Source organism: Paraburkholderia phytofirmans OLGA172 (assembly GCF_001634365.1).
In the GTDB taxonomy this organism is placed as follows: domain Bacteria; phylum Pseudomonadota; class Gammaproteobacteria; order Burkholderiales; family Burkholderiaceae; genus Paraburkholderia.
The window spans coordinates 652,174-677,695 of sequence record NZ_CP014579.1 but is presented as its reverse complement, the minus strand read 5'-3'; the positions used below and the strand labels follow the sequence as shown (position 1 = coordinate 677,695).

21 protein-coding genes are annotated in these 25,522 nt (G+C 57.2%); 14 read left to right on the top strand and 7 right to left on the bottom strand.

The genetic code is table 11. From position 1 onward, the window contains the following. Positions 1-355 precede the first annotated feature (355 nt). A complete protein-coding gene (locus AYM40_RS23280; protein WP_063498600.1) occupies positions 356-1,048 on the top strand; it encodes a Crp/Fnr family transcriptional regulator in 693 nt (230 codons plus the stop codon). A 139-nt stretch (positions 1,049-1,187) separates the two neighbouring features. Here AYM40_RS23280 and AYM40_RS23275 read toward each other — a convergent pair whose 3' ends face one another. After that, complete coding sequence (locus tag AYM40_RS23275; RefSeq protein ID WP_063498599.1) at positions 1,188-2,843, bottom strand: AMP-binding protein; 1,656 nt, start codon at positions 2,841-2,843, stop codon at positions 1,188-1,190. A gap of 317 nt (positions 2,844-3,160) precedes the next feature. On the opposite strand from AYM40_RS23275, the gene AYM40_RS23270 reads away from it, so the two are divergent. From AYM40_RS23270 to AYM40_RS23255, 4 genes are all read left to right on the top strand, one after another. Further along, positions 3,161-3,886, top strand: coding sequence for a nitroreductase (locus AYM40_RS23270; protein ID WP_063498598.1), 726 nt, complete (start codon positions 3,161-3,163; stop codon positions 3,884-3,886). Between the two features lie 261 nt (positions 3,887-4,147). Beyond that, complete coding sequence (locus AYM40_RS23265; RefSeq protein WP_063498597.1) at positions 4,148-4,912, top strand: SDR family NAD(P)-dependent oxidoreductase; 765 nt, start codon at positions 4,148-4,150, stop codon at positions 4,910-4,912. 599 nt (positions 4,913-5,511) lie between these two features. Beyond that, positions 5,512-6,078, top strand: coding sequence for a TetR/AcrR family transcriptional regulator (locus AYM40_RS23260; protein ID WP_063498596.1), 567 nt, complete (start codon positions 5,512-5,514; stop codon positions 6,076-6,078). Between the two features lie 641 nt (positions 6,079-6,719). After that, the gene (locus AYM40_RS23255) at positions 6,720-7,649 is read left to right on the top strand and encodes a LysR family transcriptional regulator (RefSeq protein WP_063498595.1); all 930 of its coding nucleotides are present in this window, start codon (positions 6,720-6,722) and stop codon (positions 7,647-7,649) included. Positions 7,650-7,974: 325 nt separating this feature from the next. Here AYM40_RS23255 and AYM40_RS23250 read toward each other — a convergent pair whose 3' ends face one another. Continuing rightward, on the bottom strand, positions 7,975-9,162 hold the full coding sequence (locus AYM40_RS23250) for an acetyl-CoA C-acyltransferase (RefSeq protein ID WP_063498594.1): 1,188 nt from the start codon (positions 9,160-9,162) through the stop codon (positions 7,975-7,977). A 21-nt stretch (positions 9,163-9,183) separates the two neighbouring features. Continuing rightward, complete coding sequence (locus tag AYM40_RS23245) at positions 9,184-9,951, bottom strand: 3-hydroxyacyl-CoA dehydrogenase (RefSeq protein ID WP_063498593.1); 768 nt, start codon at positions 9,949-9,951, stop codon at positions 9,184-9,186. Positions 9,952-10,449: 498 nt separating this feature from the next. On the opposite strand from AYM40_RS23245, the gene AYM40_RS23240 reads away from it, so the two are divergent. From AYM40_RS23240 to AYM40_RS23215, 6 genes are all read left to right on the top strand, one after another. Beyond that, positions 10,450-11,469: an AraC family transcriptional regulator gene (locus tag AYM40_RS23240; RefSeq protein ID WP_063498592.1), complete on the top strand. Its 1,020-nt coding sequence runs from the start codon at positions 10,450-10,452 to the stop codon at positions 11,467-11,469. A 413-nt stretch (positions 11,470-11,882) separates the two neighbouring features. Then, positions 11,883-13,196 (top strand): MFS transporter, encoded by a 1,314-nt coding sequence (locus AYM40_RS23235; RefSeq protein ID WP_063498591.1) that lies wholly within the window; start codon positions 11,883-11,885, stop codon positions 13,194-13,196. A 43-nt stretch (positions 13,197-13,239) separates the two neighbouring features. Beyond that, on the top strand, positions 13,240-14,127 hold the full coding sequence (ltnD, locus tag AYM40_RS23230; protein ID WP_063498590.1) for an L-threonate dehydrogenase: 888 nt from the start codon (positions 13,240-13,242) through the stop codon (positions 14,125-14,127). A gap of 28 nt (positions 14,128-14,155) precedes the next feature. After that, positions 14,156-15,322: an acetyl-CoA acetyltransferase gene (locus tag AYM40_RS23225; protein ID WP_063498589.1), complete on the top strand. Its 1,167-nt coding sequence runs from the start codon at positions 14,156-14,158 to the stop codon at positions 15,320-15,322. A gap of 31 nt (positions 15,323-15,353) precedes the next feature. Then, complete coding sequence (locus AYM40_RS23220) at positions 15,354-16,949, top strand: acyl-CoA synthetase (RefSeq protein ID WP_082855256.1); 1,596 nt, start codon at positions 15,354-15,356, stop codon at positions 16,947-16,949. A gap of 1 nt (position 16,950) precedes the next feature. Then, positions 16,951-17,475: a gamma carbonic anhydrase family protein gene (locus tag AYM40_RS23215; protein ID WP_063498587.1), complete on the top strand. Its 525-nt coding sequence runs from the start codon at positions 16,951-16,953 to the stop codon at positions 17,473-17,475. Positions 17,476-17,887: 412 nt separating this feature from the next. Here the strand turns inward: AYM40_RS23215 and AYM40_RS40520 are convergent, their stop codons facing one another. After that, on the bottom strand, positions 17,888-18,112 hold the full coding sequence (locus AYM40_RS40520; RefSeq protein WP_148662285.1) for a hypothetical protein: 225 nt from the start codon (positions 18,110-18,112) through the stop codon (positions 17,888-17,890). Positions 18,113-18,453: 341 nt separating this feature from the next. On the opposite strand from AYM40_RS40520, the gene dld reads away from it, so the two are divergent. Next, complete coding sequence (gene dld, locus AYM40_RS23210) at positions 18,454-20,193, top strand: D-lactate dehydrogenase (protein ID WP_063498586.1); 1,740 nt, start codon at positions 18,454-18,456, stop codon at positions 20,191-20,193. A gap of 906 nt (positions 20,194-21,099) precedes the next feature. Here dld and AYM40_RS38880 read toward each other — a convergent pair. The 3 genes from AYM40_RS38880 to AYM40_RS23200 all read right to left on the bottom strand — a co-directional run bounded on the left by AYM40_RS38880 (position 21,100) and on the right by AYM40_RS23200 (position 23,148). Next, positions 21,100-21,498, bottom strand: a complete 399-nt coding sequence (locus AYM40_RS38880; RefSeq protein WP_082855255.1) for a PPC domain-containing DNA-binding protein — start codon at positions 21,496-21,498, stop codon at positions 21,100-21,102. An 8-nt stretch (positions 21,499-21,506) separates the two neighbouring features. Next, on the bottom strand, positions 21,507-22,184 hold the full coding sequence (locus AYM40_RS23205) for a hypothetical protein (RefSeq protein ID WP_082855254.1): 678 nt from the start codon (positions 22,182-22,184) through the stop codon (positions 21,507-21,509). Positions 22,185-22,248: 64 nt separating this feature from the next. After that, the gene (locus AYM40_RS23200; protein WP_063498585.1) at positions 22,249-23,148 is read right to left on the bottom strand and encodes a LysR family transcriptional regulator; all 900 of its coding nucleotides are present in this window, start codon (positions 23,146-23,148) and stop codon (positions 22,249-22,251) included. Positions 23,149-23,324: 176 nt separating this feature from the next. Here AYM40_RS23200 and AYM40_RS23195 point away from each other — a divergent pair, with 176 nt between their 5' ends. Both AYM40_RS23195 and AYM40_RS23190 read left to right on the top strand, forming a co-directional pair. Next, positions 23,325-24,416 carry a sigma-54-dependent Fis family transcriptional regulator gene (locus AYM40_RS23195; protein WP_236721060.1) on the top strand — a complete coding sequence of 364 codons (1,092 nt, stop codon included), beginning with the start codon at positions 23,325-23,327 and terminating at the stop codon, positions 24,414-24,416. 85 nt (positions 24,417-24,501) lie between these two features. Continuing rightward, positions 24,502-25,521: a TRAP transporter substrate-binding protein gene (locus AYM40_RS23190; protein WP_063498584.1), complete on the top strand. Its 1,020-nt coding sequence runs from the start codon at positions 24,502-24,504 to the stop codon at positions 25,519-25,521. Position 25,522: the final 1 nt, after the last annotated feature.

The window sequence follows — 25,522 nt, the reverse complement described above, 5'->3', positions numbered from 1 at the left end:
TCGTCATCTTTCACGATTGTCGCCTATCCAGAGTATGGCGTCCGAACGTGTCGATTCGAACGTACACGCCGGCAAAAGCGCGGCGTTTTGGTAGACACTTTGGGCAGCCACTCCCGTGTGCTAGAAGATGTTGTAGTCGACCATCGAGTCGCCTTGCTGCCATTTCCTCTACGCATTTCCCGTCGCCGTGTCGTAGAAACCATCCGCGAAGTTGTACCTCACGAATGCAAAGAGCCCGAGTGAGAACCGTAACGGTCCAAAGACTTCGACGTCACCTACCAATCTGGTCATCGTTCGGCGTCGGCCGGTAAATGGTTAAACTATGGCCACTTGAGACTTCGAACGTAACCTCCCTATGTCCCTCTCAATTGAGTTGCAGAGCTTCATATCGCGCTCCGCCTGGTCGGTTAATTTGACACGGGAGCAACTCGCTCGCGTGGAGAAAGATGCCTTTCAACGATCGTATGCTGCCGGCGCTCCGGTCTGTCATCGGGGAAGCCCAGCAGATCATTGGCTTGGCGTGATCGAAGGTTTAGTCAAAGTCGATGCGGTCTCTACAGCGGGGCGGCCCACAACGTTCGCCGGCGTGCCGGGGGGATGCTGGTTTGGAGAGGGCGCCGTACTAAAGGATGAGCCTCGTCCATACTCAGTGGTCGCGCTGCGCGACAGCGAAGTGGCTTTTATCCCGCGCAGCACATTCGAGTGGCTGCTTGACAATAGCCATTCGTTCAGCCGATTTGTCATCGATCAACTCAATGCACGGTGCGGATACTACGTAGGTCTCGTCGGCAGCCTGCGTTGGCATAAAGCGTCCGCAAGAGTCGCTTTCTGTCTCGCTGAGCTGTTCAATCCTCAACTCTTTAATGCTACTGATTTGACACTGGGTCTTTCGCAAGAAGAAATCGGGCGCCTGTCCGGCCTATCCAGGCAGAACACAAACCGAGCGCTTCGCGAGCTCGCTGATGCGGGATTCTTAATGATCGAGTACGGCTCGGTCCGAATTGTTGACCTGAAAGGGTTGCGAGATTTCGCCCACTCCGGAGATTGATCGCGCCATGGGTGCGATCGGTGTCGCAAGTGCAAGCATCGTTGCACCCGCGACATGGCTTAACTCGCTGCTGATGTAAGCAAAACTGGGGTTCGCTTCCCTGCGTTCCGAAGGTTGAGCCCGAAGGCCGCCTAAGTAGTTATGCGTGAGATAGCTTCGTAATGGCCTCCCGGCTACCAGCTTCCGCGCGAAGTCGGAATTTTTGAATTTTGCCGGTACCTGTTTTTGGCAGGGTGCCGTACACGATCCTCACGGGGCACTTGTAGTGAGCGAGCCGCTCACGACAGAACGTAATCAGCTCTCGTTCCGGCGGGGCATCGAAACCCTGCCTCAATTCGACAAATGCGCAGGGCACTTCGCCCCACTTGGCATCCGGCTGCGCCACGACTGCCGCGATGAGGACGGCCGGGTGTTGGTGTAGTACGTCTTCCACCTCTACTGATGAAATATTTTCACCGCCCGAAATGATGACGTCTTTAGAACGGTCCGTGATCTGAACATATCCATCGGGGTGCACTACGGCAATATCGCCGGTGTGGAACCAGCCACCTTCAAAAGCGTTTCGGGTCGCCTCCTCGTTCTTCAGATAGCCTTTCATGATTACATTGCCACGCAGCAATATCTCTCCCTCAGTCTTTCCGTCCGCAGGAACCGGCTCAAGCGTGGTGTGAGTTGCTACTCGCATGGCTTCAAGTCCGGAGGTCCGGTGACCTTGACGCGCCTTCAGGCGCGCCTGCTCCTCGTTGGCCAATGCGTGCCAGTTAGCCTGGATGAAGCAACTGACCGGCGTGCCCGACGCTTCGGTGATGCCGTACACGTGCTCAACTTCGAATCCCAACTCGCTTACCGACTTCAACACGCCGGCCGGGGGCGGTGAACCCGCCGTGCGCACGCGAACGGTCCGAGGCAACGGGCTACGCTCGCTGGCGGGTGCGTCGGCCAATGCGGCGAGGACGATTGGCGCCGCACAAAAATGGTCGACGCCGTGCTCCCGGATGGCTCTAAATATTCCTGCGGCATTGACTTTGCGTAGACAGACATGGGTTCCACCAGCGGCGGTGACCGCCCACGCGAAGCACCATCCATTGGCATGGAACATGGGGAGCGTCCAGAGATACACCGGCCCGCGGGGCACGCCCCAGTCGATCAACTGAAGCATGCTCATAAGTTGAGCCCCACGGTGACTGAACACGACCCCTTTCGGGTCTGAGGTCGTTCCAGACGTGTAGTTCAATGCGATAGCGTCCCATTCGTCTGCGGGCCATATGCCCTCGAAGTCCGGATCACCCTCTTCGAGCAATTGCTCATAGTCGAGCTCACCTATCGATGACCCAGGCGGCGCTTCGAGATCGGCAATGTCGATCACGAGTGGCCTATCTGGAACGTGCGCGAGGGCGTCCGCGGCAAGGGCGGCAAATTCACGATCCACAAGAAGAACCTTACATTCCCCGTGAAGCAGGATGAACCGAATGCCGTCGGCATCCAGCCTGCAATTGATCGCGTTGAGCACGGCGCCGCTCAGCGGCACCCCGAAATGTGCCTCCACCAGCGCAGGCGTGTTAGGCGCGATAATCGATACCGTATCGCCGCGCTTGACCCCTCGCCGGGCCAGCGCGCTGGCCAGTCGGCGGCAGCGACTGCGCGTGGCCGCCCATGTCTGGTGCAACGCACCATGCACGATAGCGATGCGCTCGGGAAACAATTCGGCACATCGATCGAGCGAGTGCAGCGGTGTCAGCGGCACATAGTTGGCTTCGTTTCGATCGAGCCCGTGCTCGTAAATTTGGGTGGGCATGTCATGTCTCCTCGCCGGTATGTGAATGTCTTCCGAACACAAGCGGTGTGTAGGTGCAACCTCTGAATTGGATCGCATCGAACCTTACGATGCCGGATCAAGTTTATACGCTGCACTAGCCAGGCACTGTCCCGAAGATGACACTTCGTGGGTTTATTGAAGCGATCGGCTATTGGTGTTGATTGCCATGTTCAAGACAATGTCTTGTACGAGACAACATATCTCTTTCCGCCCCGCTAATATTGCTCGCAAAAGCAATGCTGCCGAGTAAGGGAGTTGCTCGGCTTTGCCGAACTTGGAGACAGAGGGAGTGACCGATGAAAAGAAGTGACACACCGCCGCCGATGGATGCCGATGCGCTTCGCAAGGCCATCGAATGGGCCATCCTGTCACGTCGCAGCGTGAGGGCGTTTCTGCCCACGCCCGTACCTCGAGAGACGGTGGAATCGATATTGGACGTGGCGCGGTTCGCTGCCACGGGCGTCAACATCCAGCCCTGGCGAGTACACGTCGTCACGGGTCACGCCAAAGATCGCGTCTGTGCCGCGATTCAACAGGTTAATGACGATTCGGCATTGGACGAGACATGCGCGGACGAGTGGGACTATTACCCGCGTGAGTGGATATCGCCATACCTAGAAAGAAAACGCGCTGTGGGGTGGGAGCTATATGGGTTGCTTGGAATCGAAAAGGGCGACAAGGAACGAATGCAGGCCCAACACAGCCGCAACTATCAATTCTTCGACGCGCCCGTCGGCCTGCTCTTCACAATCGACCGCGTTATGCAGCAGGGCAGCCTGCTCGACTACGGCATGTTCCTGCAAAACATCATGATCGCTGCACGCGCCCATGGCTTGAGCACATGCCCTCAGGCGGCATTCATGAAGTACCACAAAGTCATTGCCGATCAACTCCGACTGGAGACGAATGAGATGTTCGTCGTCGGCATGAGTCTTGGATTTGCGGATCCCTCATGTATCGAGAACACCCTCGTCACGGAAAGAGCAGAGGTTGGCTCGTTCACAACGTTTTACTCAGACTAGCTGCGCGTCACCGGGACCGGGACCGGGACCGGTTGAGGACCACTCGCGCGCACTGCGGACGACGTCCTAACTCAATAGCGATTGGACAGCCCCACCGCACCGGGCTGCGGGACTGCTTGTGCCCTCGCGAGTCTGCAGTTTTGCCTCGTGGAGAACAGCATCTGGGGCTGGCTGAAGGCGCCCTTGTCACGCATTCATTACGACGACGCTGCTTCGACTAGCGACGCGTTAACGGCAGCATCACATGAAAGAAAATCGGACATGCAGATCAAAGACAACGTGTTTGTAGTAACTGGGGCCGGTTCCGGTCTCGGGGCGGCCACAGCGAAAATGATCGTCGAACGGGGCGGGAAAGTGGTCCTGGCGGACGTCAACGCCGACGCCGGCAAGGCCATCGCCGCTGAGCTTGGGCCGAATGCCCGATTCGTTGTCACGGATGTCGCCAGCGAACACAGCGCCAAAGCAACTTTCACAGTGGCCATGGAAATGGGGCTCCTCCGGGGACTCGTCAATTGCGCAGGTGTTGCTCCCGCCGAAAAGGTCATCGGTCGTCAGGGGACCCACAAATTGGATTCCTTCGCTCGAACGATCCATATCAACCTGGTAGGCAGTTTCAATATGATCCGAATTGCGGCGGAAGTGATGAGCACGTGCCCGCAAGAGACCTCCGGCGAGCGCGGGGTCATCATCTGCACAGCCTCGGTGGCCGCGTTTGAGGGACAGGCGGGACAGGCAGCCTACGCGGCTTCCAAGGGTGGCATTGTAGCAATGACGTTGCCACTCGCACGGGAACTCTCCCGACGGGGTATCCGGGTCATGACAGTAGCGCCAGGCATTATGGAAACCCCTATGCTGCTCGGCATGCCCACTGAAGTACAGGACGCGCTGGGCAAAACGGTGCCGTTTCCATCCCGATTGGGTAAGCCCGTGGAGTACGCCGCTCTTGTGGAGCACATCCTCATGAACGAATATCTGAACGGCGAGGTCATCCGTCTCGACGGCGCAATCCGTATGGCCGCCAAGTAAGCCGAATGGTTCGTTGTCAGCGGACAGGCCATGTCCATCGATTTCGTAGTGATCGTTTCTTCGTTCGCCTCCTTGCGTCAAAAGGTCTTTCCAGCAGCACGACGCCGTATTTCGGCGCCTTCGCAGTAAAGGCCGCTACCCAGTACGCCAGCATCAGCGCCTGGAAGGTCCAGCAACCATCGAACTATCGTTCTGGGATGTGTGCCGGCCGCCTGTCTCGGCCAGCTTCCCGGTGGGCCTGTCGGCACTCACCGGTGTTAAGCTTCTCCACTGTCAGCAACGTGCGGGATCTCCGCCATGCGACGTATGACTGTCGATCGCGGCAAAGTCAACATACTCGGAGGCACCTGTGTCATGTTTCTCTGCACCATCGGTGCAGGGTCCCTGCACCTTGAGAAAGCGCTGCACCAAATTTCCACCACGCCCGCCAAAAACCGAGGCGTAATATGTGCATTACGCTCATGTTGAGCGCACGCTGAATACTGCGGCTTTTAGCAACCACGTTGCGAGCAGCGAAAAAAACGACACGTCAATGAGCAATCGCCGAGACGTGAACTTCTAGCATGACAATCGATCTACTAGAAGATGACTTTGCGTAAGTGAATACTTCATTAACCGTACGCGAGCAAGTTGTTTGCCACGCTGTGACGGTGATCATGATGCGTGGTTATAACGGTTTCAGCTATCGTGACCTGTCTGAACTGGTTGGCGTAAAGACTTCGAGCATCCACTACTACTTTCCGGCGAAAGATGACTTGGTGCTGGTGGCAGTCAGCGAGTACAGTAAAGAGGCGCTCAACGACATCTATTCGATCGACGCATCGCTGTCGACCGACGCAAAACTGGCGAAGTACACGAAGAAGTTCGGCAAAGTTCTTGGCGACGGTGATCGTATCTGCCTGTGCGGGATGCTCGCCGCAGATATAGAGTCGCTGCCGGATAACATATGGCATGCGGTGCAGGCATTCTTTAAAGCCAATGAGAACTGGCTGGCGAAGGTGCTAACACAAGGCGTCGATGAGTGTACGCTAGCGGTCAACGGCAAGTTTGAATGTGCGGCAGGGACTCTTTTCGCCGCATATCAGGGCAGCGCGTTAGCGAGGCGGTTGTTTCAAACACGATCGCGCCTAGAAAACGTCGCGAGCGCGTGGAGAATCGTGAACTAACGCAGCCCCCGAAACGCTGCGGGAAATTTTTAGTCATTTGCCACGAAATCTATCTATCGATAGATTCACAACAAGATACAATCAAACTTTTTGTATGAGGAATTTGACACGCGTTTCCAAACGGCTCCGAAACGCGCCCACTGCAATCTTAAGCATCGAACTCATGCATTGAATTCTCAAAGGGCCGTTCGATCTCACGGCCCTGCATCTCCATGGGTACCTGTTATTCTCGATTTGGAGGACGGTTCGTTCAACTCTTCAAGACCGCGGCGGAAAATGGGGGGGAATTCAAGACACGCCGGCGTGAAATCGCATCGACCCGTGGTTTGAGCGCGGCTCCGATCAAGCGCTCGCAGTCGCACTTCCCGGCTGCACCTCGGCACGCGCCATTTCCGTCGCCGTTGCTTGCTCCACCGTCTACTACACAAGTTGACAGAGCTGCCGGCGCGGTACTTTGCTTACTGTAACGCCGAGAGACCTCTTCCGTCGGTCGGATGCCGGGTTCCCGTCAACGTCTCTGACTGGCTGCGACTGCGGTACGAAGACTAGCGACAAGTTCAGTGGAAAGTTGGCGAAACCGGGTCAGCGCTCTTCAACTGCGTTTGGGATCGATGCAGTTTTAACTACGGGATGGATTCAACATGGACATACTGCACAGCATGCGCGTGTTCACACGTGTCGTCGACGCAGGTGGTTTTACGGCCGCCGCATTAAGCATGGATATCACAACGGGGCACGCATCTCGGGCCGTCGCTGAACTGGAGGCACACCTCCAAGCCCGCTTGTTACACCGGACTACGCGCCGGGTAGCGCTGACTGATACCGGGGCACGCTTTCTCTCAAGGTGCGAGCAGATCCTTGAAGCAGTAGATCAGGCGGAAGTCGAAGCTCGGGATGCTATCTTCCGTCCTGCGGGAAAACTGCGGGTGCACGCTATGGGCAGTTTCAGTCAGCACTACGTGGTGCCGGCAATCGGTCGGTATCAACAACGCTATCCGGATGTGAGGATTGAACTTACGCTAACGCAGCGTGTACCGGACCTCCTCGAGGAGGGGTACGACGTTTCGTTGGTCGCTTCGACTGGGCTGGAGGATTCCGGTCTAATTTGTCAGAGATTGGGAACCGCGTTCAGTATTGTTTGCGCTTCCCCGGAATATCTCGCGAAGCACGGTGTCCCGCAATGCCCGGCGGACCTTGTAGGCCATACTTGTCTCCAGCTCGAATCGCCAGTCTTTCGGTCGAACTTATGGACATTGCACCGAGCGGACGACATCGAGAACATTGAACTCGGGCCGTCAACATTCAAGGTCAACATAGCAGACGCTATGGTCGTCGCGGTGAAGACCGGAATTGGGATTGGGTTGCTTCCCATTTATACGGCTATGGATGGCCTATCGTCTGGAGAGCTGACGCGCATTCTGCCCGAGTACGTGTCTCAGGAAATGGACATATATGCTATGTATCTTTCCCGCGAGTTTCTTGACTCGAAGATTCGAACGTGGGTCGACTTTCTCCGCGAGGAAATGCCGAAGAGGCTTGAGGTCGATGTTGCGAAGCTCCGTTCCGAATGACCTGGGAGGTCCGAACTGGCATAGCGCATTTTTATAGATTGAGGGAGCTGTTACCGCACCGCTCGATGCGGTAACAGCTAACCGATTACCTGCTACTCCCTGCCCGCCTTTAAGTGCACTGACGACGGAATCTCTGGATCAACGAGGAGTGTCCCCAGGCAATGTAACTGCGGAAGCAAATCGCGAGGCGTGGCTCGGGATTTGCGGCCGTCCTGGGCCCGTCTTAGGCAATCGACAATAGAATGTTTTTGCAGCGCGGCGTCGATTCCCTCCCGCAAGCTGATAATGCCTCCGGTACGCCTCAGCGACATCTAGGCATGCAACGTCATAGAGCTTCGATTGCGATGGCGGTAGCTTCACCGCCGCCTAGACATAGACTTGCGATCCCGCGTTTGAGCCCACGTGCGCGCAATGCGTGAATCAGCGTCACGATAATGCGGGCCCCCGATGCGCCGATCGGATGCCCGAGCGCGCAGGCGCCGCCATTCACGTTGACCTTGTCGTGCGGCAGATCGAGATCGCGCATCGCCGCCATCACGGCCACCGCGAACGCTTCGTTGAACTCGAACAGATCGACCTCCCGCAGATTCCAGCCAGTCTTCTCCGACAGCTTGCGCACCGCACCGATCGGGGCCGTGGCAAAGAGGCTGGGCTTGTCAGCATGTGTAGCGTGCCCGACGATCACAGCCATCGGCGTCAAGCCGCGCCGAATGGCCTCAGAGCGACGCATCAGTACAAGCGCTGCCGCACCGTCCGAAATCGACGACGAGTTCGCCGCCGTCACCGTGCCGTCGTCCCGAAACGCCGGCTTGAGCATCGGGATCTTGTCGAGCTTCGCTTTGCCCGGCTGTTCGTCGATCTCGACCACCGTATCCGTCTTGCCCGCACGCACGGTCACGGGTGCAATCTCCTCCTTGAAGCTTCCGTCGGCGATCGCACGTTGCGCACGCGTGAGCGAGGCTATAGCGTACGCGTCCTGGGCCTCGCGCGTGAACTGGAAAGCTGCCGCGCAATCCTCGGCGAACGCGCCCATCAGACGGCCCTTGTCGTACGCGTCCTCGAGCCCGTCGAGGAACATGTGATCGAGCACCTGCCCATGGCCCATACGGTAGCCACCGCGCGCCTTGGGCAGTAGATACGGGGCCTGCGTCATGCTCTCCATGCCACCAGCGACCATCACGTTCGCTGAGCCCGCCAGCAACAGGTCGTGCGCCAGCATCACCGCCTTCATGCCCGAACCGCACATCTTGTTGACCGTCGTTGCGCCCGCCGACAACGGCAGCCCCGCCTTCAGCGCCGCCTGCCGCGCCGGTGCCTGACCCTGGCCCGCCGGCAGCACGCAGCCGAAGATGATTTCGTCGATCTGCTCCGCCGACACGCCAGCGCGTTCGGCTGCGGCGCGAATCGATACCGCACCGAGTTCGCTTGCGCTGGCGGCCGCCAAGTCACCCTGAAATCCGCCCATCGGCGTGCGTGCCGCTCCAACAATAACAATCGGATCGTTTGTCGTCATAATTCCTTTACCTCCAGTAAGTCAACGCGGAGCCATGCGCAACGCGCCATCGAGACGAATCACTTCGCCGTTTAACATCGGGTTCTCGGCGATATGGCGTACCAGCGCCGCAAATTCCTCCGGCCGCCCGAGACGCGACGGGAACGGCACGCCCTTGCCGAGCGAATCCTGTACGTCCTGAGGCATCGCCGACATCATCGGTGTCGCGAAGATCCCCGGCGCGATAGTCACCACCCGGATACCGAAACGAGCCAGTTCACGCGCCACCGGCAGCGTTAGTCCAACCACGCCGCTTTTAGACGCGGCATAAGCGGCCTGCCCTATCTGTCCGTCGAACGCCGCGATCGACGCGGTGTTGACGATCACGCCGCGTCCGCCGTCCTCATCTACTTCCTGCTTCGACATGGCGTCAGCAGCGAGCCGGATCATGTTGAATGTGCCGACCAGATTGATCGAGACCGCGCGTGCGAAGCTGGCAAGACCGTGCGGTCCCTCGCGGCCGACTACCTTCTCGCCCGGCGCAACGCCCGCGCAGTTGACAAGGCCATCGATGCGGCCGAATGCGTCCAGCGCGGCGGCGACTGCGGCCTGGCCGTCGGTCTCGCTAGTTACATCTGCCGTCTGGAAGCGCGCCGCAGCGCCAAGTTCACGCGCCAGCGCCCCAACCGCTTCAGCGTTGACGTCGAGCAGCATCGCTTTGCCGCGCTGCGCCACAACCATGCGTGCCACAGCAGCACCGAGGCCTGAACCCGCTCCAGTGATGAGAAATACCCGATTTGTGATGTTCATTCGCTCCGCCCTCTTAAGTGTCTGATGCCCTGTCGGTTTCCATGTTGCGCAGAAGGATGCCGGCGCGTGCCGCTCAGGGTCGACGGCAGCGAGCCGCCTAATTCGAGCGCTCGTCGATAGGCCCGCACCGGGAGCGCCCATATCCGCGCGAAACTGAAGCTGCGATGCTGTCTGTTGACAGCGGCCGGGTCGAAGGCCGTCGTGTCCGTGGTTACAGACCTGTCGCCACATTCGACGCACCCGTTCAACCCGCGATCGACGTCACCGTGCAGATGCGCAACTTCAGCCCCAATGCGGGCGCGGGCGACGGCGTCGGCATATACCTGTATCGACCGACTGATGGCTGCTGCTGGCATGGGTGCTCCTTCTTTCCATTTCGGCCGGAATCCACATGGCTACGACAGATTTGCTTCCAATGATCGGCAGTTCGAACATTGCAATCAATGACAAATAGAACCTAGAATTTTGATTGGATTTACCATATGAGGAGACCACCAAATGGAGCCGCAGATGATCTCGCCGGGTTTTGTCGATGACGCTCTCGCGTGTCTGCGTCGGCAAGGATTTGCCGTGGAGCCGGTATTACGGGCAGCAGGCCTGCCGACCACGGTGTATGAATCCGTAACGACGCAGGAGTACGGTCGGCTCTGGCTTGCGATCGCCGACGCGTCCGACGATGAATTCTTCGGCTTGTCCGCGCGCCCGATGCGGCGCGGCAGCTTCACGCTGCTGGCCCAAGTGGTACTGCACGCGGAAACGCTCCGCCAAGCGTTACGCCGCGCGCTTCAATTCCTGCGGGTTGTGCTCGACGACCCACGTGGTGAGCTCATTGTCACGGACGGTCAGGCGCAGATCGTTCTCGCTGGAGAAGGCACTCCGTACCCGGCCTTTGCCTATCGGACGTTCTGGCTGATTCTGCTGGGTCTGGCCTGCTGGCTGATTGGCCGGCGCATCCCGCTGCAACGCATCGATTTCGCGTGTTCGAGCCCTGACCACCGTGCCGATTATCATCAATTCTTCGGTGTGCCTGTGCACTTTGATCAACCGGACAGTTGTCTTGCCTTTGACGCCGCCTATCTCGACCTGCCAACGATTCGTTCCGAGCAGGCGCTGAAGACCTTTCTGCGAAGCGCACCCAGCAATCTACTCGTACGCTATAACCACGACACCAGGTGGGTGACGAAAATGCGCTCACACCTGAAGAGCGTGCCTCTGGCGGAGTGGCCGGACTTCGACACACTGGCCCGACAATTACGCATGACGCCCGCGACGTTGCGTCGACGTCTGCGCAGCGAAGGCCAGAGCTTTGCCTCCATCAAGGAAGAGATGCGAAGCACGCTGGCGCAATCACTACTCCGGGAGCGCGGACTCAGCGTGGCCGACATTGCGAGCGAAGTTGGCTTCACAGAACCGAGCGCGTTTCATCGAGCCTTTCGCAAATGGACTGGAACCAGCCCGGGCGCATTTCGCCGCGACTTGTCCGACACCAAGCCAGCGCACCGGATCAAACGGAGCTAACCACCCGAGCGTACTCGGTGATCAAGCGCAAGAGAATACTGCTCGACCACGCATTCTGCGATGAGCGCGAGCCGGATCGGGAGTCGGCTCGTTCAACTCGGTACCGCGCACGAGTTGGACGAGATTGATGCCTGCTGTGCGGGGCTTTGCCACCGTTCGCAGCACGCGCAGCGCAAGTGATCCCGCGTGCGCGCCGGGACCCACCCTCCCTGAAATCATCAATAAATAACGGTCCATATTGTAGCGCCATAGTTAACCCTACTTAGGCACGCTTTCCCCTTTAAATATATGGACTCTACCGTTAGCATAAGTCTACTTGATTAACTTTAAAACACAGAGTCCATTATATGGACCGTTAATCGGAAGGTAACCATCGGATCCAAGCGATTCTGGAACCTTCCAGAAGGAGGCACATGTCTAGCGTCAAAGGTATTACCCAGTCTGGGGAGGCAGTTAGTCAAAATTCCGAAGCCGCGGTGTATTCGAAGGTCACGTGGCGAGTGATTCCGCTTTTGCTCATGTGCTACGTCGTCGCCTACCTAGATCGCGTCAACGTTGGCTTTGCCAAGCTTCAGATGCTTCGCGACCTACACTTCGACGAAACTGTGTACGGTTTGGGTGCCGGCATTTTCTTTATCGGCTACTTTCTATTCGAGGTTCCAAGCAACATCATCCTGCACAAACTCGGCGCACGCGTGTGGATTGCGCGGGTTATGGTCACGTGGGCGTTCATTTCGGCTGCAACGATGTTTGTTACCACGCCCACCATGTTCTACTTCTTTCGCTTTGCTTTAGGCCTTGCCGAAGCGGGACTATTTCCAGGCGTAATCTTGTATCTCACGTACTGGTATCCATCAAAGCGTCGGTCGAAAATGATCTCGCTTTTTATGACTAGCATCCCGGTAGCAGGCGTGATCGGTGGCCCGTTGTCTGGTTGGATCATGCATTCAATGTCGGGCGTATACGGATGGGCCGGGTGGCAATGGCTCTTCCTGCTTGAGGCATTGCCCTCAATCGTCATGGCAATTGCTGTTCTCGCTTACCTCGACGACCGAATCAGCGACGCGAAATGGCTCACAGACGATGAGCGCAGGTTGATCACCGCAGAAATCGCCAAGGACCAGGCTCAAACACAATCCCACTCACTGCGCGATGGTTTCACTAACCCGCGCGTCTGGCTCATGTGCAGTATCTATTTCTTTCTAGCCGTCGAACTTTACGGCGTCGGATTCTTTCTGCCGACGCTGATCAGGAACTCCGGCGTCAAGGATCCGCTTGCAATTGGCATTTTGAGCATGGCGCCGTACGCGGCCGCAGTGATCGGAACGATCCTCGTTGGTCGCTCATCAGACGCGATGCACGAACGCCGCTTGCACATCACCATACCGGCGTTGATCGGTGCGCTCGCCTGGCTCGTCACTGTGCGGTTCGGCCACGACATCGTCGTCGCGATGATCGCACTTACGGTGGTGACCTGCTGCGTGATCATCGCTATCTCGCAGTTCTGGTGCCTACCCACGGCCATTTTAAGTGGTGCTGCCGCGGCCGCGGGAATAGCGGTCGTGAATTCTGTCGGCAATCTTTCGGGTTTCCTAGGACCTTTCTTTATCGGGTGGGTTAACCAGAAGACGCATTCAACGGATATCGGACTTTACGTCCTGGCGACAGCACTCGCAATCGGCGGCCTGCTAGTGCTGCACGTCCGGAAAGAACTAGTGAACCGATAGCAAAATTTATATGCGGCGTCTAGCGCCGCAATGGAGAAAACAGATGAAAAAAGTCGGTGTCATTGGGCTCGGTGCGATGGGGCTAGGCGTGGCCAAAAATCTCATCAAGGCGGGCTTCGAAGTATTTGGATGCGACGTTCGCGCAGAGTCAGTCGCGGCCTTCGTCGAGCACGGCGGCAAGGGTTGCGATACCCCTGCGCAGCTTGGCTCTCAATGCGACGTGGTGATCACGTTGGTGGTCAACGCAGAGCAGACTGAGCATGTATTGTTCGGCGAAGCCGGCGCAGCGCAACAACTCCGTCCAGGCAGCGTTGTCGTGGCGGCGGCCACGGTACCGCCCGGATATGCGACTCAGTTGGGCAGGCACCTCGCCGAAAGGAGCATCGACCTCATTGATTCGCCCGTGTCGGGTGGAGTGGTCGGTGCCGCAAACGGCACTTTGGTATTACTCAGTTCGGGACCAGAGTCTGCTTATGCAGCCTGCGGCGACGTTCTCGACGCGATTTCCTCGAAAGTGTACCGACTGGGTGGCGAGCACGGAATTGGTTCGACAGTGAAGGTAATTAACCAACTGCTTGTCGGGGTCCAGATAGCGGCTGCCGCAGAGGCGATGGCATTGGGATTGCGAGAGGGTATTGACCCGCAGAAGCTCTACGACGTGATCAGCCATAGCGCAGGGAATTCATGGGCATTCACGGACCGCGTCCCTCACATACTGCGAGGAGAATTCGCGCCCCCTCACACGGCACTAGACATTTTCGTCAAGGACCTGGGGCTCGTGCTGGACGCGGCACGATCGAGCAAGTTTCCGCTACCGCTCGCGTCCGTCGCCCACCAGATGTTTACTACGGCATCCGCCGCCGGCTTCGGAAACGAGGACGATACAGCTGTCATCAAAATTTTTCCCGGCATCACGCTTCCCCGCGTTTAAATTCCCTTCTCTCTCAGAGGTCAACAAAATGCAACCTTCCATCATCGGCTGGAGCCATCTCCCCTTCGGCAAGCTCGACGCTCTCGAACCGGAGGAAATGATTTCCCGAGTCTCCGTTGAGGCTCTGCAGCACGCCGGGATCGACGCAAAAGCAGTCGACTCCATCCACGTTGGTACTTTCAACGGTGGCTTCGTGTATCAGGACTTTCCGTCCACACTCGTTTTCAATGCTATTCCTGAGCTCCGTTATACCTCGACGGTGCGCTGTGAGAACGCATGTTCTACAGGATCGGCTGCGGTCTATTCGGCACTCGACGCGGTTCGCTCTGGCCGCTCAAAGTACGCGCTGGTAATCGGCTACGAAAAAATGACTAGCCTGCCGACGAAAGAAGTCGGCGAAATACTTCAGAAGTGCTCGTACGCGAAGGAAGAGGCCGGCGTAGCGGGTGGCTTTGCCGGGATCTTTGGAGAGATCGCGCAGGCATATTTCGATCGCTACGGTGACCAGTCTGATGCGCTGGCTGCAATCGCGGCGAAAAATCACCACAACGGCGTCGTGAACCCTTATGCGCACATGAAGCGTGATCTGGGCTATGACTTCTGCCGCACGCCCTCCGAAAAGAATCCCTATGTGGCGGGTCCGCTCAAACGCACCGACTGCTCGATGATTTCCGACGGCGCCGCAGCCCTGGTCATCGCCGCGCCGGATGCCGCACGTGACGCGAAGCGCGAAATCACGTTCCGTGCGTCGGTTCAGGTAAGCGACTTTCTGCCGTTGTCACGGCGCGAACGGACGGAATTTGGCGGAGCCCGCCTCGCATGGCAACGGGGATTGAGCCTGGCGAAACTGACGCTCGACGACCTTGCACTCGTCGAAACGCATGATTGCTTCACCATCGCGGAACTGCTGGAATACGAGGCAATGGGTCTGGCTGAACCGGGGCAAGGCGCCCGCGTGATTCTCGATGGCGTAACGACGAAGGAAGGCAGATTGCCCGTCAATCCGTCTGGCGGCTTGAAGTCGAAAGGACATCCGATCGGCGCGACTGGCGTCTCGATGCACGTTATGGCGGCGATGCAACTCTCGGGTGAAGCTGGAGACATGCAGATTCCAGACGCGAATATCGCCGGCGTCTTCAATATGGGGGGTGCAGCAGTCACCAACTACCTCAGCATTCTTGAACGTCGCGCCTGACGATGTCGGCATAAAGATAGAGAGAATCGCAATGCTAACCACTGTCATGAACCTCGGCGACCTGTTGACCCAGGTCGCACACCGCCATCCCGACGAGCCAGGCTTTATTACCCCGACACGAACGCATAGCTGGGCCGAAATCAACCGGCGCGTCGATGCCGTATGCACTGCCCTGCGAGAGCAAGGGGTGAAAAAGGGCGACAAAATCCTCGTGCATTCCCGAAACAACCTTCCGCTATTTGAAAGCGCATATGTCGCGTTCAAGCTGGGAGCAGTGTGGGTCCCGACGAACTTTCGCATAGCGCCGCCCGAGGCGGCCTACCTCGGAAAGTCGAGCGCCGCAAGGGTAATGATTTACGACACAGGCTTCGAGAATTACGTCGACGCCGTGCGCGATGCGTCGTCGGCACTGGAGATAGTTGTTTCCCTGGGTAACCCCAGAAGTGGCGAGTTCGCATACGAAGCTTTTGCCGAAACACCCACAGCGCGATTTCCGTCTGAGAACGTCGACCGGGATGACCCGCTGTGGTTCTTCTACACTTCCGGCACCACCGGGCATCCAAAGGCGGGCACGCTGACGCACGGCCAGATGGCCTTCGTTGTGACCAATCACCTCGCAGATCTAATGCCCGGCATTAGCTATCAATCGCGCTCGCTGGTCGTCGCTCCCCTTTCGCACGGTGCCGGTATCCATGCAATCGTGAATACCGCCCGGGGCGCTGCCAGCGTTTTGCCGGGCTCCGAACGGATGGATCCGGAAGAAATCTGGGCACTGGTCGAAAAGCATCGGATCGACAACATGTTCACGGTGCCAACTATCGTCAAGATGCTCACCGAGCACGAATCGGTGGATCACTTTGATCACAGTTCGCTGAAATTCGTGATCTATGCCGGCGCGCCCATGTACCGCGCGGACCAAAAGCACGCGCTTCGCAAACTTGGCCGGGTGCTGGTGCAGTATTACGGCCTTGGCGAAGTGACGGGAAACATCACGGTGCTGCCGCCGTCGATGCATGAAGAGAACGACGATGCACCGAACAGCCGGGCCGGTACGTGCGGCTATCCCCGGACCGGTATTGAAGTGGCCATCTGTGATGAGAAAGGTAAGCAACTCGAGCCCTACGAAACGGGCGAAGTCTGCGTCCGTGGTCCCGCGGTCATGCTTGGCTACGACAACAACCCCGAAGCCAACGACAAGGCGTTCAAGCACGGATTTTTCCACACCGGCGACCTCGGTCACCTCGATCGAGAAGGTTTTCTGTACATCACCGGCCGGTCATCGGACATGTATATCTCAGGTGGGTCGAACGTCTATCCGCGAGAAGTAGAGGAGGCGTTGCTGATTCATGACAGCGTCCATGAAGTGGCAGTTCTCGGTATGCCCGACTCAAAATGGGGTGAGCTTGGCGTGGCCGTGATCGTCTGTAAGGCAGGATGTAAAGCGACGCCCGACGAGCTGATTGGACATCTGGACGGCAAGCTTGCGCGCTACAAATGGCCGCGCCACGTAGTGTTCTGGGATACGTTGCCGAAATCCGCATATGGCAAGATAACCAAAAAAGACGTTCGCGCCTTGCTCGCAAAAGAGTGGGAGAAGTTCTGTCTCGATCAGGAAGCGAGCGTTTGATATGGCCCTCTACCGAATAGGGTCGCGACGGCCCGTAGTCTATCCCGGCGCATACGTGTCCGAGGAAGCAGTGGTCATTGGGGATGTCGAGATCGAGGACGGCGTGTCCATCTGGCCCGGAGCAGTGATTCGGGGCGACAACGAAAAGATCACGATCCGGCGCAACGCTAACGTGCAAGACGGCGCAGTTATTCACGGGGACCCTGGCTTTCCAGTTGTCATCGGTGAGGGTGTTTCCATCGGCCATCAAGCAATGCTGCACGGGTGCACGGTCGGACAAAACTGTCTCATTGGAATTCAGGCAGTTGTGTTAAACGGCGCGATGGTCGGCTCGAATTGCCTAGTCGGAGCTGGCACTTTGATCGGGGAAGGAAAGTCATTCCCCGCGCGAAGCTTGATTATCGGTGCGCCAGCAAAGGTACTTCGAGAGCTAACGGATGAGGTTATTGCGAAATTGCGCGCAAACGCGATCGACTACCGTGAACGCGGCATGAATTATTCGAAAGAACTGGAACGAATCGACTAGGCCGCTCATTGGCTCGACGATTACTGACCATCTCGACATCGGAGCCGCTACACTGCGGCCCGATGTCGACCCGTGATTTGAAACCCATGCTCGATGGAATGAAAGTACGTTGAATCTGGTAGAGGGCTCGAGATGTTGGAACGACACGCCATTGTCGGAAATCGCACCTACTCGGTTAAATAGCGACGATCGTATTGCATTGCTCGACGCTATCTCGAGTCACGATGAGCCTTGTTTCCTCGTCACTACGGGAGACAACGTTATTCGTCGTTCCATTCGACGATCGACTCGGCTCGTGGCGTGACAGAAGTACAGTCGCGATAGTGCTCGCGGTCGCCACGAACTTCGTTGAAGCGACCCCGAGTCCGACGAGGTGCTGAGCTTCAACTCGCCGCCCAGCTAGAAACGCCGCTCAGGCCAAACGTGTGTTTACCCAATCGCGCACTACCGGGAAAGAAATTGAAGGATCGTCGGAGGATGGCGGGATGTCAGATAGCAAATTGGCAAACAAGGCACGACGGGCACCACTCAGTGACAGACGAACCAGCCACCCCGACGCGAGATGATCGACGACGGAATATTCCGGTACCCACGCAACTTCTTTTGCGCCCGACGCCGCACAGACGATCAAGTTCATGTTGCCAGGCGTTCATCGTCCCAACAACACCAGTACAGGCGATGCTAGAGCTCCCAACGACAAGCTGCGCCGTTCGCGAATCGGTATGGAACGGAGCAATGTCGGGCCCAGTTCCCGGGGTGTCGCGGGGCTCGTGGTGAGACTGCTCGTCAGCGATAAGAGGAAGTGGCGCATCCGGCGGAGTCACATCTCCTTCGTCCCCGAAAAACGGCGTCGAGGTATTGAACCAAAGACCGACCTAATTTTACGCCCTTGTGTCGACCCGACGCGCTCGAAGGTTGCCGCCAAAACGCTGGGTTAAGTCGATCGCGCCACCTTTAACATTTCGAGAGAAAAATTTGATGTCTGAAGCTTGCACGCCGATGGCAGTTACTCCCGCCGATGTGGTCCACGCGTTGATTGTGGACCTGGGCAATATCGTCGGCAAGAAGTACACCCTGACCGATGAAGGCGCGACCCGCCGCTACCGCACCGGTTTTCGCTTTGGTTTAGGCAAGGCACTCGCGGTGGTACGTCCTGGTACGATCGTCGAACAATGGAAAGTGCTGCAGGCGTGCACTGCAGCGAATGTGATTGTGATCACGCAGGCATCGAACACGGGCCTCACTGGCGGCTCGACACCGGACGGCAACGACTATGATCGCGACATCGTGATCGTCAGCACGAGCCGCATGAAGAAGGTGTACGTGATCGATGGTGGCACGCAGGTCGTCTGCTTTCCCGGGGCAACGCTCGACCAGTTAGAACAGACATTGAAGCCCCTTGGCCGCGAGCCGCATTCGGTGATCGGCTCAAGTTGCATCGGCGCATCGGTATTCGGCGGAGTCTGCAACAACTCGGGCGGTGCGCTGGTGCAGCGCGGCCCAGCGTATACGGAAATGGCGGTATTCGGGCAGGTGGATGTGACGGGAAAACTGAACCTCGTCAACCATCTGGGAATCGAACTCGGCGACACCCCTGAAGACATCCTTGGCCGGCTCGAGCGCGGTGAGTTCACAGATGCCGATATTCGCCACAACGCGGGCGCAGGGTCCGATCGCGGCTACGCGACCCATGTTCGTGAGATCGATGCCGATACGCCGGCGCGGTTCAACGCCGATCCGCAGCGCCTCCATGAGGCATCAGGCTCGGCTGGCAAAGTCATGGTGTTTGGAGTGCGGCTCGATACGTTTCCGATTGAGCGGAACACCCAAGTGTTCTATATCGGTACGAACCGCCCTGACGAGCTTACCGAGATCCGCCGTCATGCACTGCACGACTTCAAGCATTTGCCAATCTCGGGCGAATATATCCATAGAAACGCTTTCGACATCGCTAAGGAATACGGAAAGGATACTTTCATCGCGATAAACTATCTCGGCACGTCCCGGTTGCCCGCATTGTTCAGACTAAAAAGCCGTTTGGAAGCGCTGTTTGATCGGCTCGGGTTTTTCCCTTCGCATTTCACTGACCGCGTGATGCAGGCTGCGAGCCGGCTATTGCCGAGCCACCTGCCCCCGCGAATGAAACAGTATCGTGAAAAGTACGAGCACCACCTGATGCTGAAGGTTACTGCCGAAGGCGTCGACGAAACTCGCGCGTTCCTTGCAAGCTACTTCGCCGACGCCACCGGGGGCTATTTCGAATGCACTGTCGACGAAGGCAGAAAAGCGTTCTTGCATCGCTTCGTCGCTGCCGGTGCAGCCGTCCGCTATCGTGCAGTGCATACCCGGGAAGTGGAGAATATCGTCGCGCTCGACATAGCCTTACGTCGCAACGATCCCGACTGGATGGAGACGCTGCCGCCCGGCATCGAAGATGCAATCCTCTTGAAGTTGTATTACGGCCACTTTCTATGCCACGTGTTCCACCAGGATTACATCGTCAAAAAAGGCAACGACTGCCTCGAAATTGAACACAAGATGTGGAGGCTGCTTGATCGCCGAGGCGCCGAATATCCAGCGGAACACAATGTCGGCCATCTGTATCACGCGAAGCCACAGCTTGCGGCGTTCTATCAGAAACTGGATCCGTGCAATTGCTTCAACCCGGGAATCGGAAAGACATCGAAATTGGCGAAGTACCGGGAAGCGGCCGCTTAGTGGTGAGTAGCCTCGGGGAATTTCGCCCCGAGGCTCTCGTAGAACCGGACATGAGGCTCGCACCTCATCCGGCTCCCCTTAGTCAACCGGGCACCGAGCGACACGCCAGTGGGCGAACAACCGCGGAGCAAACTCCTTCATCTTGCCGAGCCATTAGACGCTGCGCTGCTTTCGCCGTCGCATGGTCTTGTACCTGCGTCTGGCCCACAGGGCGAGTTTCTGGTCCATGTAATGGAAGAGCTAGCGCATCCCCGCCCCATAGAACGCTCCGTAGTGGTTCCACCGCCCTGTTATCGTTCGATTGCATAACTGCGTGAGATCCTCAAGCGTCGTCGCCGCCCGCCGGTGATGGAGCCAGCCACGCACGACCCGCCTCATCCGCTTGAGCGCGTCGTCACTCACTGCCGGCAAGAAACCGGTGAATAGCCGGTTGTGTCGGCTTCGCACCCCTCTGGGCCGAAATGTGAAGGCCAGAATCGTGAACTGCACGTTCGGATACCAATTAAGGATAACGTTGATTGAGCAACACACTGATGCGCAACCTCGGCGTCGCGATAGCTATCGCTGTCGCTGTCGCGAGTACGATGCTCAACGATCGCCTGCCCTCCACTACGAGTAGCTTGCCGAACACGTGACAGTAGAACGTCCGCTTATCCGGCCGTTGCTACACGCGCGGACCGTGCGCTTGGCGCTGGTTGCGAGCGACACCTGGACCCGACCGGAGCTGGCTTGGAGATGCTGCATGCATCTGATGATGCGTGAAGCGCTTGTGATGACTTTCTCCGACGCGTTACACGTGCTCGCGTCGTGCTTCGCGGTGGGCCTGTGCAGCATCATTCCGTTATTTGCAGAAATTGCACCAGGCAGGTGTCAACGTGCGAATTTCCGTGCGCCCCCTTTCTCATCTCAATCAGATATCCATTCTTGCAGCGATACTTCAATCGTTATGAACGAAAGATTCGCACCTCGTCTGAAGCGTCCAGCGAACATTTGTCCTTTGGTGTCTGCGACGATTCCGCTAAGTACCGTATTTGGGTAAGCCCGGTCCCTCAAATCGATTTCGCCAAATACGTTCAAGATCTCGACCCCCGGCCCAGAAATAGGCTGCTCGCAGGTTGTATTTCCATGCCCGCGCTCCAGGGATGCGTCAACGAGACTTCCCACGACACCACGGATGATTGCTCGACCAATCCCATGCTCAAGGCATTTGTTTTCGAGCGATTCAATCAAATCCTCATTGGGTTTGAGACGCGCAACCACAAGTCGCCCATAATGTCCGGACTCAACAACGACATCGGTATCCATAGTAGATTTCACCGTACCTTAATTGGAAGTAAAAGATCGAAGGTTGTCTCGTGATCGGGTGAGGCAACGAGATCCACCTGTTCGAATAGGCAGAGCCTCACGATCATTGGACTGCCTGCCACGACTGTCTCATCGAGAATGATGTGACCACCGTGCTGAGTGCCGCTGCTGTCGAGGAAGCCGCCGTGGCAATGTAGGATGCGCTTTCCATCACCGCGATGGCCGATGGTGATAGCCGCGGTGATCAATGTGCATTCAAGCGCACAAAGGATCGGTGCCCCATAGACGAAAGGTTTGACGCCTTGTGTTGCCTTCGTCATAACGTGGTACTGGATCGTGCCACAAAGGCCATAGACGATTCTGCCGCAACCACCGCTGTTCGGATAAGCGTCAAGGACGCGGTGCAAGGCTGGTCCCACGCTCGCTAGTGCCGGGAGCGAGATACGAAGGTCGCGCGTTCCCGTTGTCGTCGTCACGTCGACAACACGGGGGGCGCAAGCTGTTCCGGGGTGTGTGAATCGCTTGGCCCGAGCGCGCGACTCGGAAACTTGCTCAGACTTGTGTGCCGCTTGAAGCATGATTTCAGCCTCCAGATCGTGGTTTCCATCCAAAGGCAAGAAGAATGCCAATCTGAAATACGTTCCTATCCACGCGGACCCGCGCGGGTCTGCGGTCGCTTTCGCCACGACTTTCTCTTGCGCGCATGCGCCTCAATGCGACATGTGTCGCTCGCCGATGCACAACTGTCGCTTATCCGGTTCCGTTTGTGAGTTCATTCGAGATCTGATTTGCGACTGCGACAAAGGTCTCAATGCAAGGGTTGTGATTCTCCTGATTCCAACTGACATTCAGATCGACGATCGGGGGATTGGCTAGCGTCCTGAACTTCACATTCAGCGGGCGAGCGGTCTTCATTGACCGATGAACCAGCGCGACTCCGAGTCCTTGTCCGACAAGGTTCACGATGGTCTGCTGATAGTTGGTCTCGAGTCGTATCTTGGGAACGAACCCGCATTGCTTGCAATGTGAGACGATCGCGTCATAGATGTAGGGCGCGGCTCGGCGCGGCGATATGAGAAAGGACTCCTTGCGCAACTCAGAGGCCTCAATGGTGGGGCAGCGTGCCAGGGGGTGATCGGCCGGAAGGGCTACCACAAGGGGTTCCCTAAAGACAGTTCGAGTTTCTAACCCCTCGGTGTCTTCGGGCGGGTACATGATTCCGACGTCAGAATTGCTCGCCCTGATTTCTTCGACCAGCAGCGCAGGTATCGACTCTGTGAGCTGTAGATCTACCTCAGGGTAGGTGGAAGTGTAGGCGCGCGCAATGGCCGGGACGACGCTATAGGTGGCGGAAAACATAAAGCCAACGGACAACGTGCCGGTGTGTCCAAGGCTCGCTGTCAACGCATTGCGCTTTGCCCGTTGCACAGAGCTAAGAATCTCCTTCGCATCAAGAAAAAATCTCTCCCCCGCTGCAGACAGTCGGACGCTGCGGCGTGTTCTATCGAAGAGTACGACACCCAACTCCTTTTCCAGCAACGCAATCTGCCTGGATAGTGGCGGCTGCGAGATGTGCAGAAGCTCCGCTGCACGACCGAAATGAAGCGTCTCTGCCAGAACGACAAAGTACTGGAGATGGCGCAATTCCATATTTATGCCTTCATGGTATTACAGGGTGACTATTATTGTATTGGAAAATATTAGTGGGCGACATTAACCTGTATTCACAGCGGTACCACCCGCACACGGTCACAAGCCGTTGACGGCTTCGGTTCACTGCCAGTCGCGGCGGCCCGACGTTGGAAAAATATTCGATGGAGATAGACGTGAGCGCTCGTCAAACAACTCACTGTGATTCGGGCCCGTGGAATAAGCCTTATCCGCGACTCGAAGAGCTCACTGCCAACGACGCGGTCATGATCGAGATTGTCGAGAGAGGTAAACGTTTCGTAGATCGGGGCATTCCGGTACTTATCCTTGGCGAAACCGGAACCGGGAAGGAATTGTTGGCGCGAGCGCTGCATGCTTACAGCACTCGGCGCGATGCGGCCTTCGTAGCGCTAAATTGTGCGTCGATTCCTGATACCTTGATTGAAAGTGAGCTGTTCGGTTATACGCGAGGCGCCTTTTCCGGCGCGCTGACTGCTGGTATGAAGGGGAAGCTGATTCAAGCGAACGGCGGCACGCTGCTTCTTGACGAGATTGGCGATATGCCTGCGGCGCAGCAAACACGGTTGCTGAGAGCGCTATCCGAACGCGAGGTCACACCGCTCGGTGCTGCATCGCCAACTGCGATAAATTTCCAACTGATCTGTGCAACGCATCAAGACCTCAGCGCTCTTGTGGAAGAAGGTTGCTTCCGAGCCGACTTATTTTATCGGATCGCGGTAGGCGTCCTTCGCCTGCCCGCGCTCCGGGAACGTAGTGACCTAGCGAAACTGATTGAGCGCATCACTAACGAGGAAGCGGACGACCAGGTCGACCAAGTGACCTTCGAGGCCGATGCTCTCGGCGTTCTGATGTCATGCGAGTGGCCCGGCAATCTTAGGCAGCTCCGAGCCGCCCTTCGCTACGCGTGTGCGGTCATGAAGGATTCGACAATCTGCGTCGAAGATCTCCCCCGTGAGTTGATGAACGTGCGCGCATTCTCGGCCAAACAGCAACGCATAGGACAGACCCTTTCCCAGATCGAAGATTGCGTTAAGCCGGACCGCCGCGACCGGCTTCTTGAGGTTCTGGCTAACAAGCGCTGGAACATCTCCGCAGCGGCGAAAGACCTTGGAATCTGTCGATCGTCACTGTATCGGCAATTGAAATCGCTTGGCATCCCGCACGTGCGCGACGCCGGGCACGATTTACTGAAAGCGCGGGAGAATCGCGCTTCGCCAATCTGGGGAGGACCGGCCATCGCAAATTGAACTTCGCGTCGTTCCGAGCGCCTCGATTCAAGGGCCACCTCAACTTAGAAAAAGCCGGAACACCGGCTGGTCTCAGGAGACAATCATGCATCCGACGAGCAGACGTTCCTTCCTGCAAGGGATTTCACTTGCGGTAGCCGCACCCGCGCTGTCATTGATTTCAACGCGAGCCAGTGCCGCGGAATTTACCCTTAGGTACGCCAATAACCTGCCCGTGACGCATCCAATGAACATGCGCGCGAAAGAGATGGCATCACGTATTCTTGCCGAATCAAAGGGACGCGTGGATATTCAGGTATTTCCAAGCAATCAACTCGGCAGCGACACTGATACGCTTTCTCAACTTCGCTCAGGAGCTGTCGATTTCTTCACGCTGTCACCACTGATCCTCGGCACTTTTGTACCAGAGGCGCAGATCAGCGGCATCGGCTTCGCCTTCAAAAGCTATGATGAGGTGTGGAAGGCCCTCGACGGTGACCTCGGGGCACATGTGAGAGCGAAGATCGGAACTACGTCAATTTTTGCGTTCGAGAAGATCTGGAACGGCGGATTCAGGCAGATCACCACATCGGAGCGTCCGGTCGCCCACCCCAAGGATCTGAAAGGCCTGAAGCTAAGAGTTCCGCCGAGCCCCCTGTGGACATCAATGTTCAAAGATCTAGGGACGTCCCCGGCAAGTGTCAATTTCGCAGAGGTCTATTCCGCATTGCAAACTCACGTCGTGGAGGGGCAAGAAAATCCTCTATCGATTATTTACACGGCGAAGCTTTACGAGGTTCAGAAGTTCTGCGCGTTGAGCAACCACATGTGGGATGGATTTTGGTTCCTTGCTAATAAAGACTCATTTTCACGTCTGCCCAGGGAGCTTCAAAAAATCGTTGCCGACGCGATCAATGACGCGGGCGTCAAGCAGCGACAAGACGTGCAGCGGCTTGATCAAACACTTCGGGCCAAACTCGAATCCGCCGGACTCAGGTTTAATGAGATCGATACGGATGCATTTCGCAAACAGCTGAACTTGTCCGGGTTCTACACGGATTGGCGTAGCAAGTTTGGCGCTGAAACGTGGGGCCTACTCGAAAAGTACACCGGAACGCTGGGGTGAG

Coding starts and splice junctions, on each gene's coding strand:
- AYM40_RS23280 (WP_063498600.1), top strand. CDS start 356: ATGTCCCTCTCAATTGAGTTGCAGAGCTTCATATCGCGCTCCGCCTGG.
- AYM40_RS23275 (WP_063498599.1), bottom strand. CDS start 2,843: ATGCCCACCCAAATTTACGAGCACGGGCTCGATCGAAACGAAGCCAAC.
- AYM40_RS23270 (WP_063498598.1), top strand. CDS start 3,161: ATGAAAAGAAGTGACACACCGCCGCCGATGGATGCCGATGCGCTTCGC.
- AYM40_RS23265 (WP_063498597.1), top strand. CDS start 4,148: ATGCAGATCAAAGACAACGTGTTTGTAGTAACTGGGGCCGGTTCCGGT.
- AYM40_RS23255 (WP_063498595.1), top strand. CDS start 6,720: ATGGACATACTGCACAGCATGCGCGTGTTCACACGTGTCGTCGACGCA.
- AYM40_RS23250 (WP_063498594.1), bottom strand. CDS start 9,162: ATGACGACAAACGATCCGATTGTTATTGTTGGAGCGGCACGCACGCCG.
- AYM40_RS23245 (WP_063498593.1), bottom strand. CDS start 9,951: ATGAACATCACAAATCGGGTATTTCTCATCACTGGAGCGGGTTCAGGC.
- AYM40_RS23240 (WP_063498592.1), top strand. CDS start 10,450: ATGGAGCCGCAGATGATCTCGCCGGGTTTTGTCGATGACGCTCTCGCG.
- AYM40_RS23235 (WP_063498591.1), top strand. CDS start 11,883: ATGTCTAGCGTCAAAGGTATTACCCAGTCTGGGGAGGCAGTTAGTCAA.
- ltnD (WP_063498590.1), top strand. CDS start 13,240: ATGAAAAAAGTCGGTGTCATTGGGCTCGGTGCGATGGGGCTAGGCGTG.
- AYM40_RS23225 (WP_063498589.1), top strand. CDS start 14,156: ATGCAACCTTCCATCATCGGCTGGAGCCATCTCCCCTTCGGCAAGCTC.
- AYM40_RS23220 (WP_082855256.1), top strand. CDS start 15,354: ATGCTAACCACTGTCATGAACCTCGGCGACCTGTTGACCCAGGTCGCA.
- AYM40_RS23215 (WP_063498587.1), top strand. CDS start 16,951: ATGGCCCTCTACCGAATAGGGTCGCGACGGCCCGTAGTCTATCCCGGC.
- AYM40_RS40520 (WP_148662285.1), bottom strand. CDS start 18,112: ATGAACTTGATCGTCTGTGCGGCGTCGGGCGCAAAAGAAGTTGCGTGG.
- dld (WP_063498586.1), top strand. CDS start 18,454: ATGTCTGAAGCTTGCACGCCGATGGCAGTTACTCCCGCCGATGTGGTC.
- AYM40_RS38880 (WP_082855255.1), bottom strand. CDS start 21,498: ATGGATACCGATGTCGTTGTTGAGTCCGGACATTATGGGCGACTTGTG.
- AYM40_RS23200 (WP_063498585.1), bottom strand. CDS start 23,148: ATGGAATTGCGCCATCTCCAGTACTTTGTCGTTCTGGCAGAGACGCTT.
- AYM40_RS23190 (WP_063498584.1), top strand. CDS start 24,502: ATGCATCCGACGAGCAGACGTTCCTTCCTGCAAGGGATTTCACTTGCG.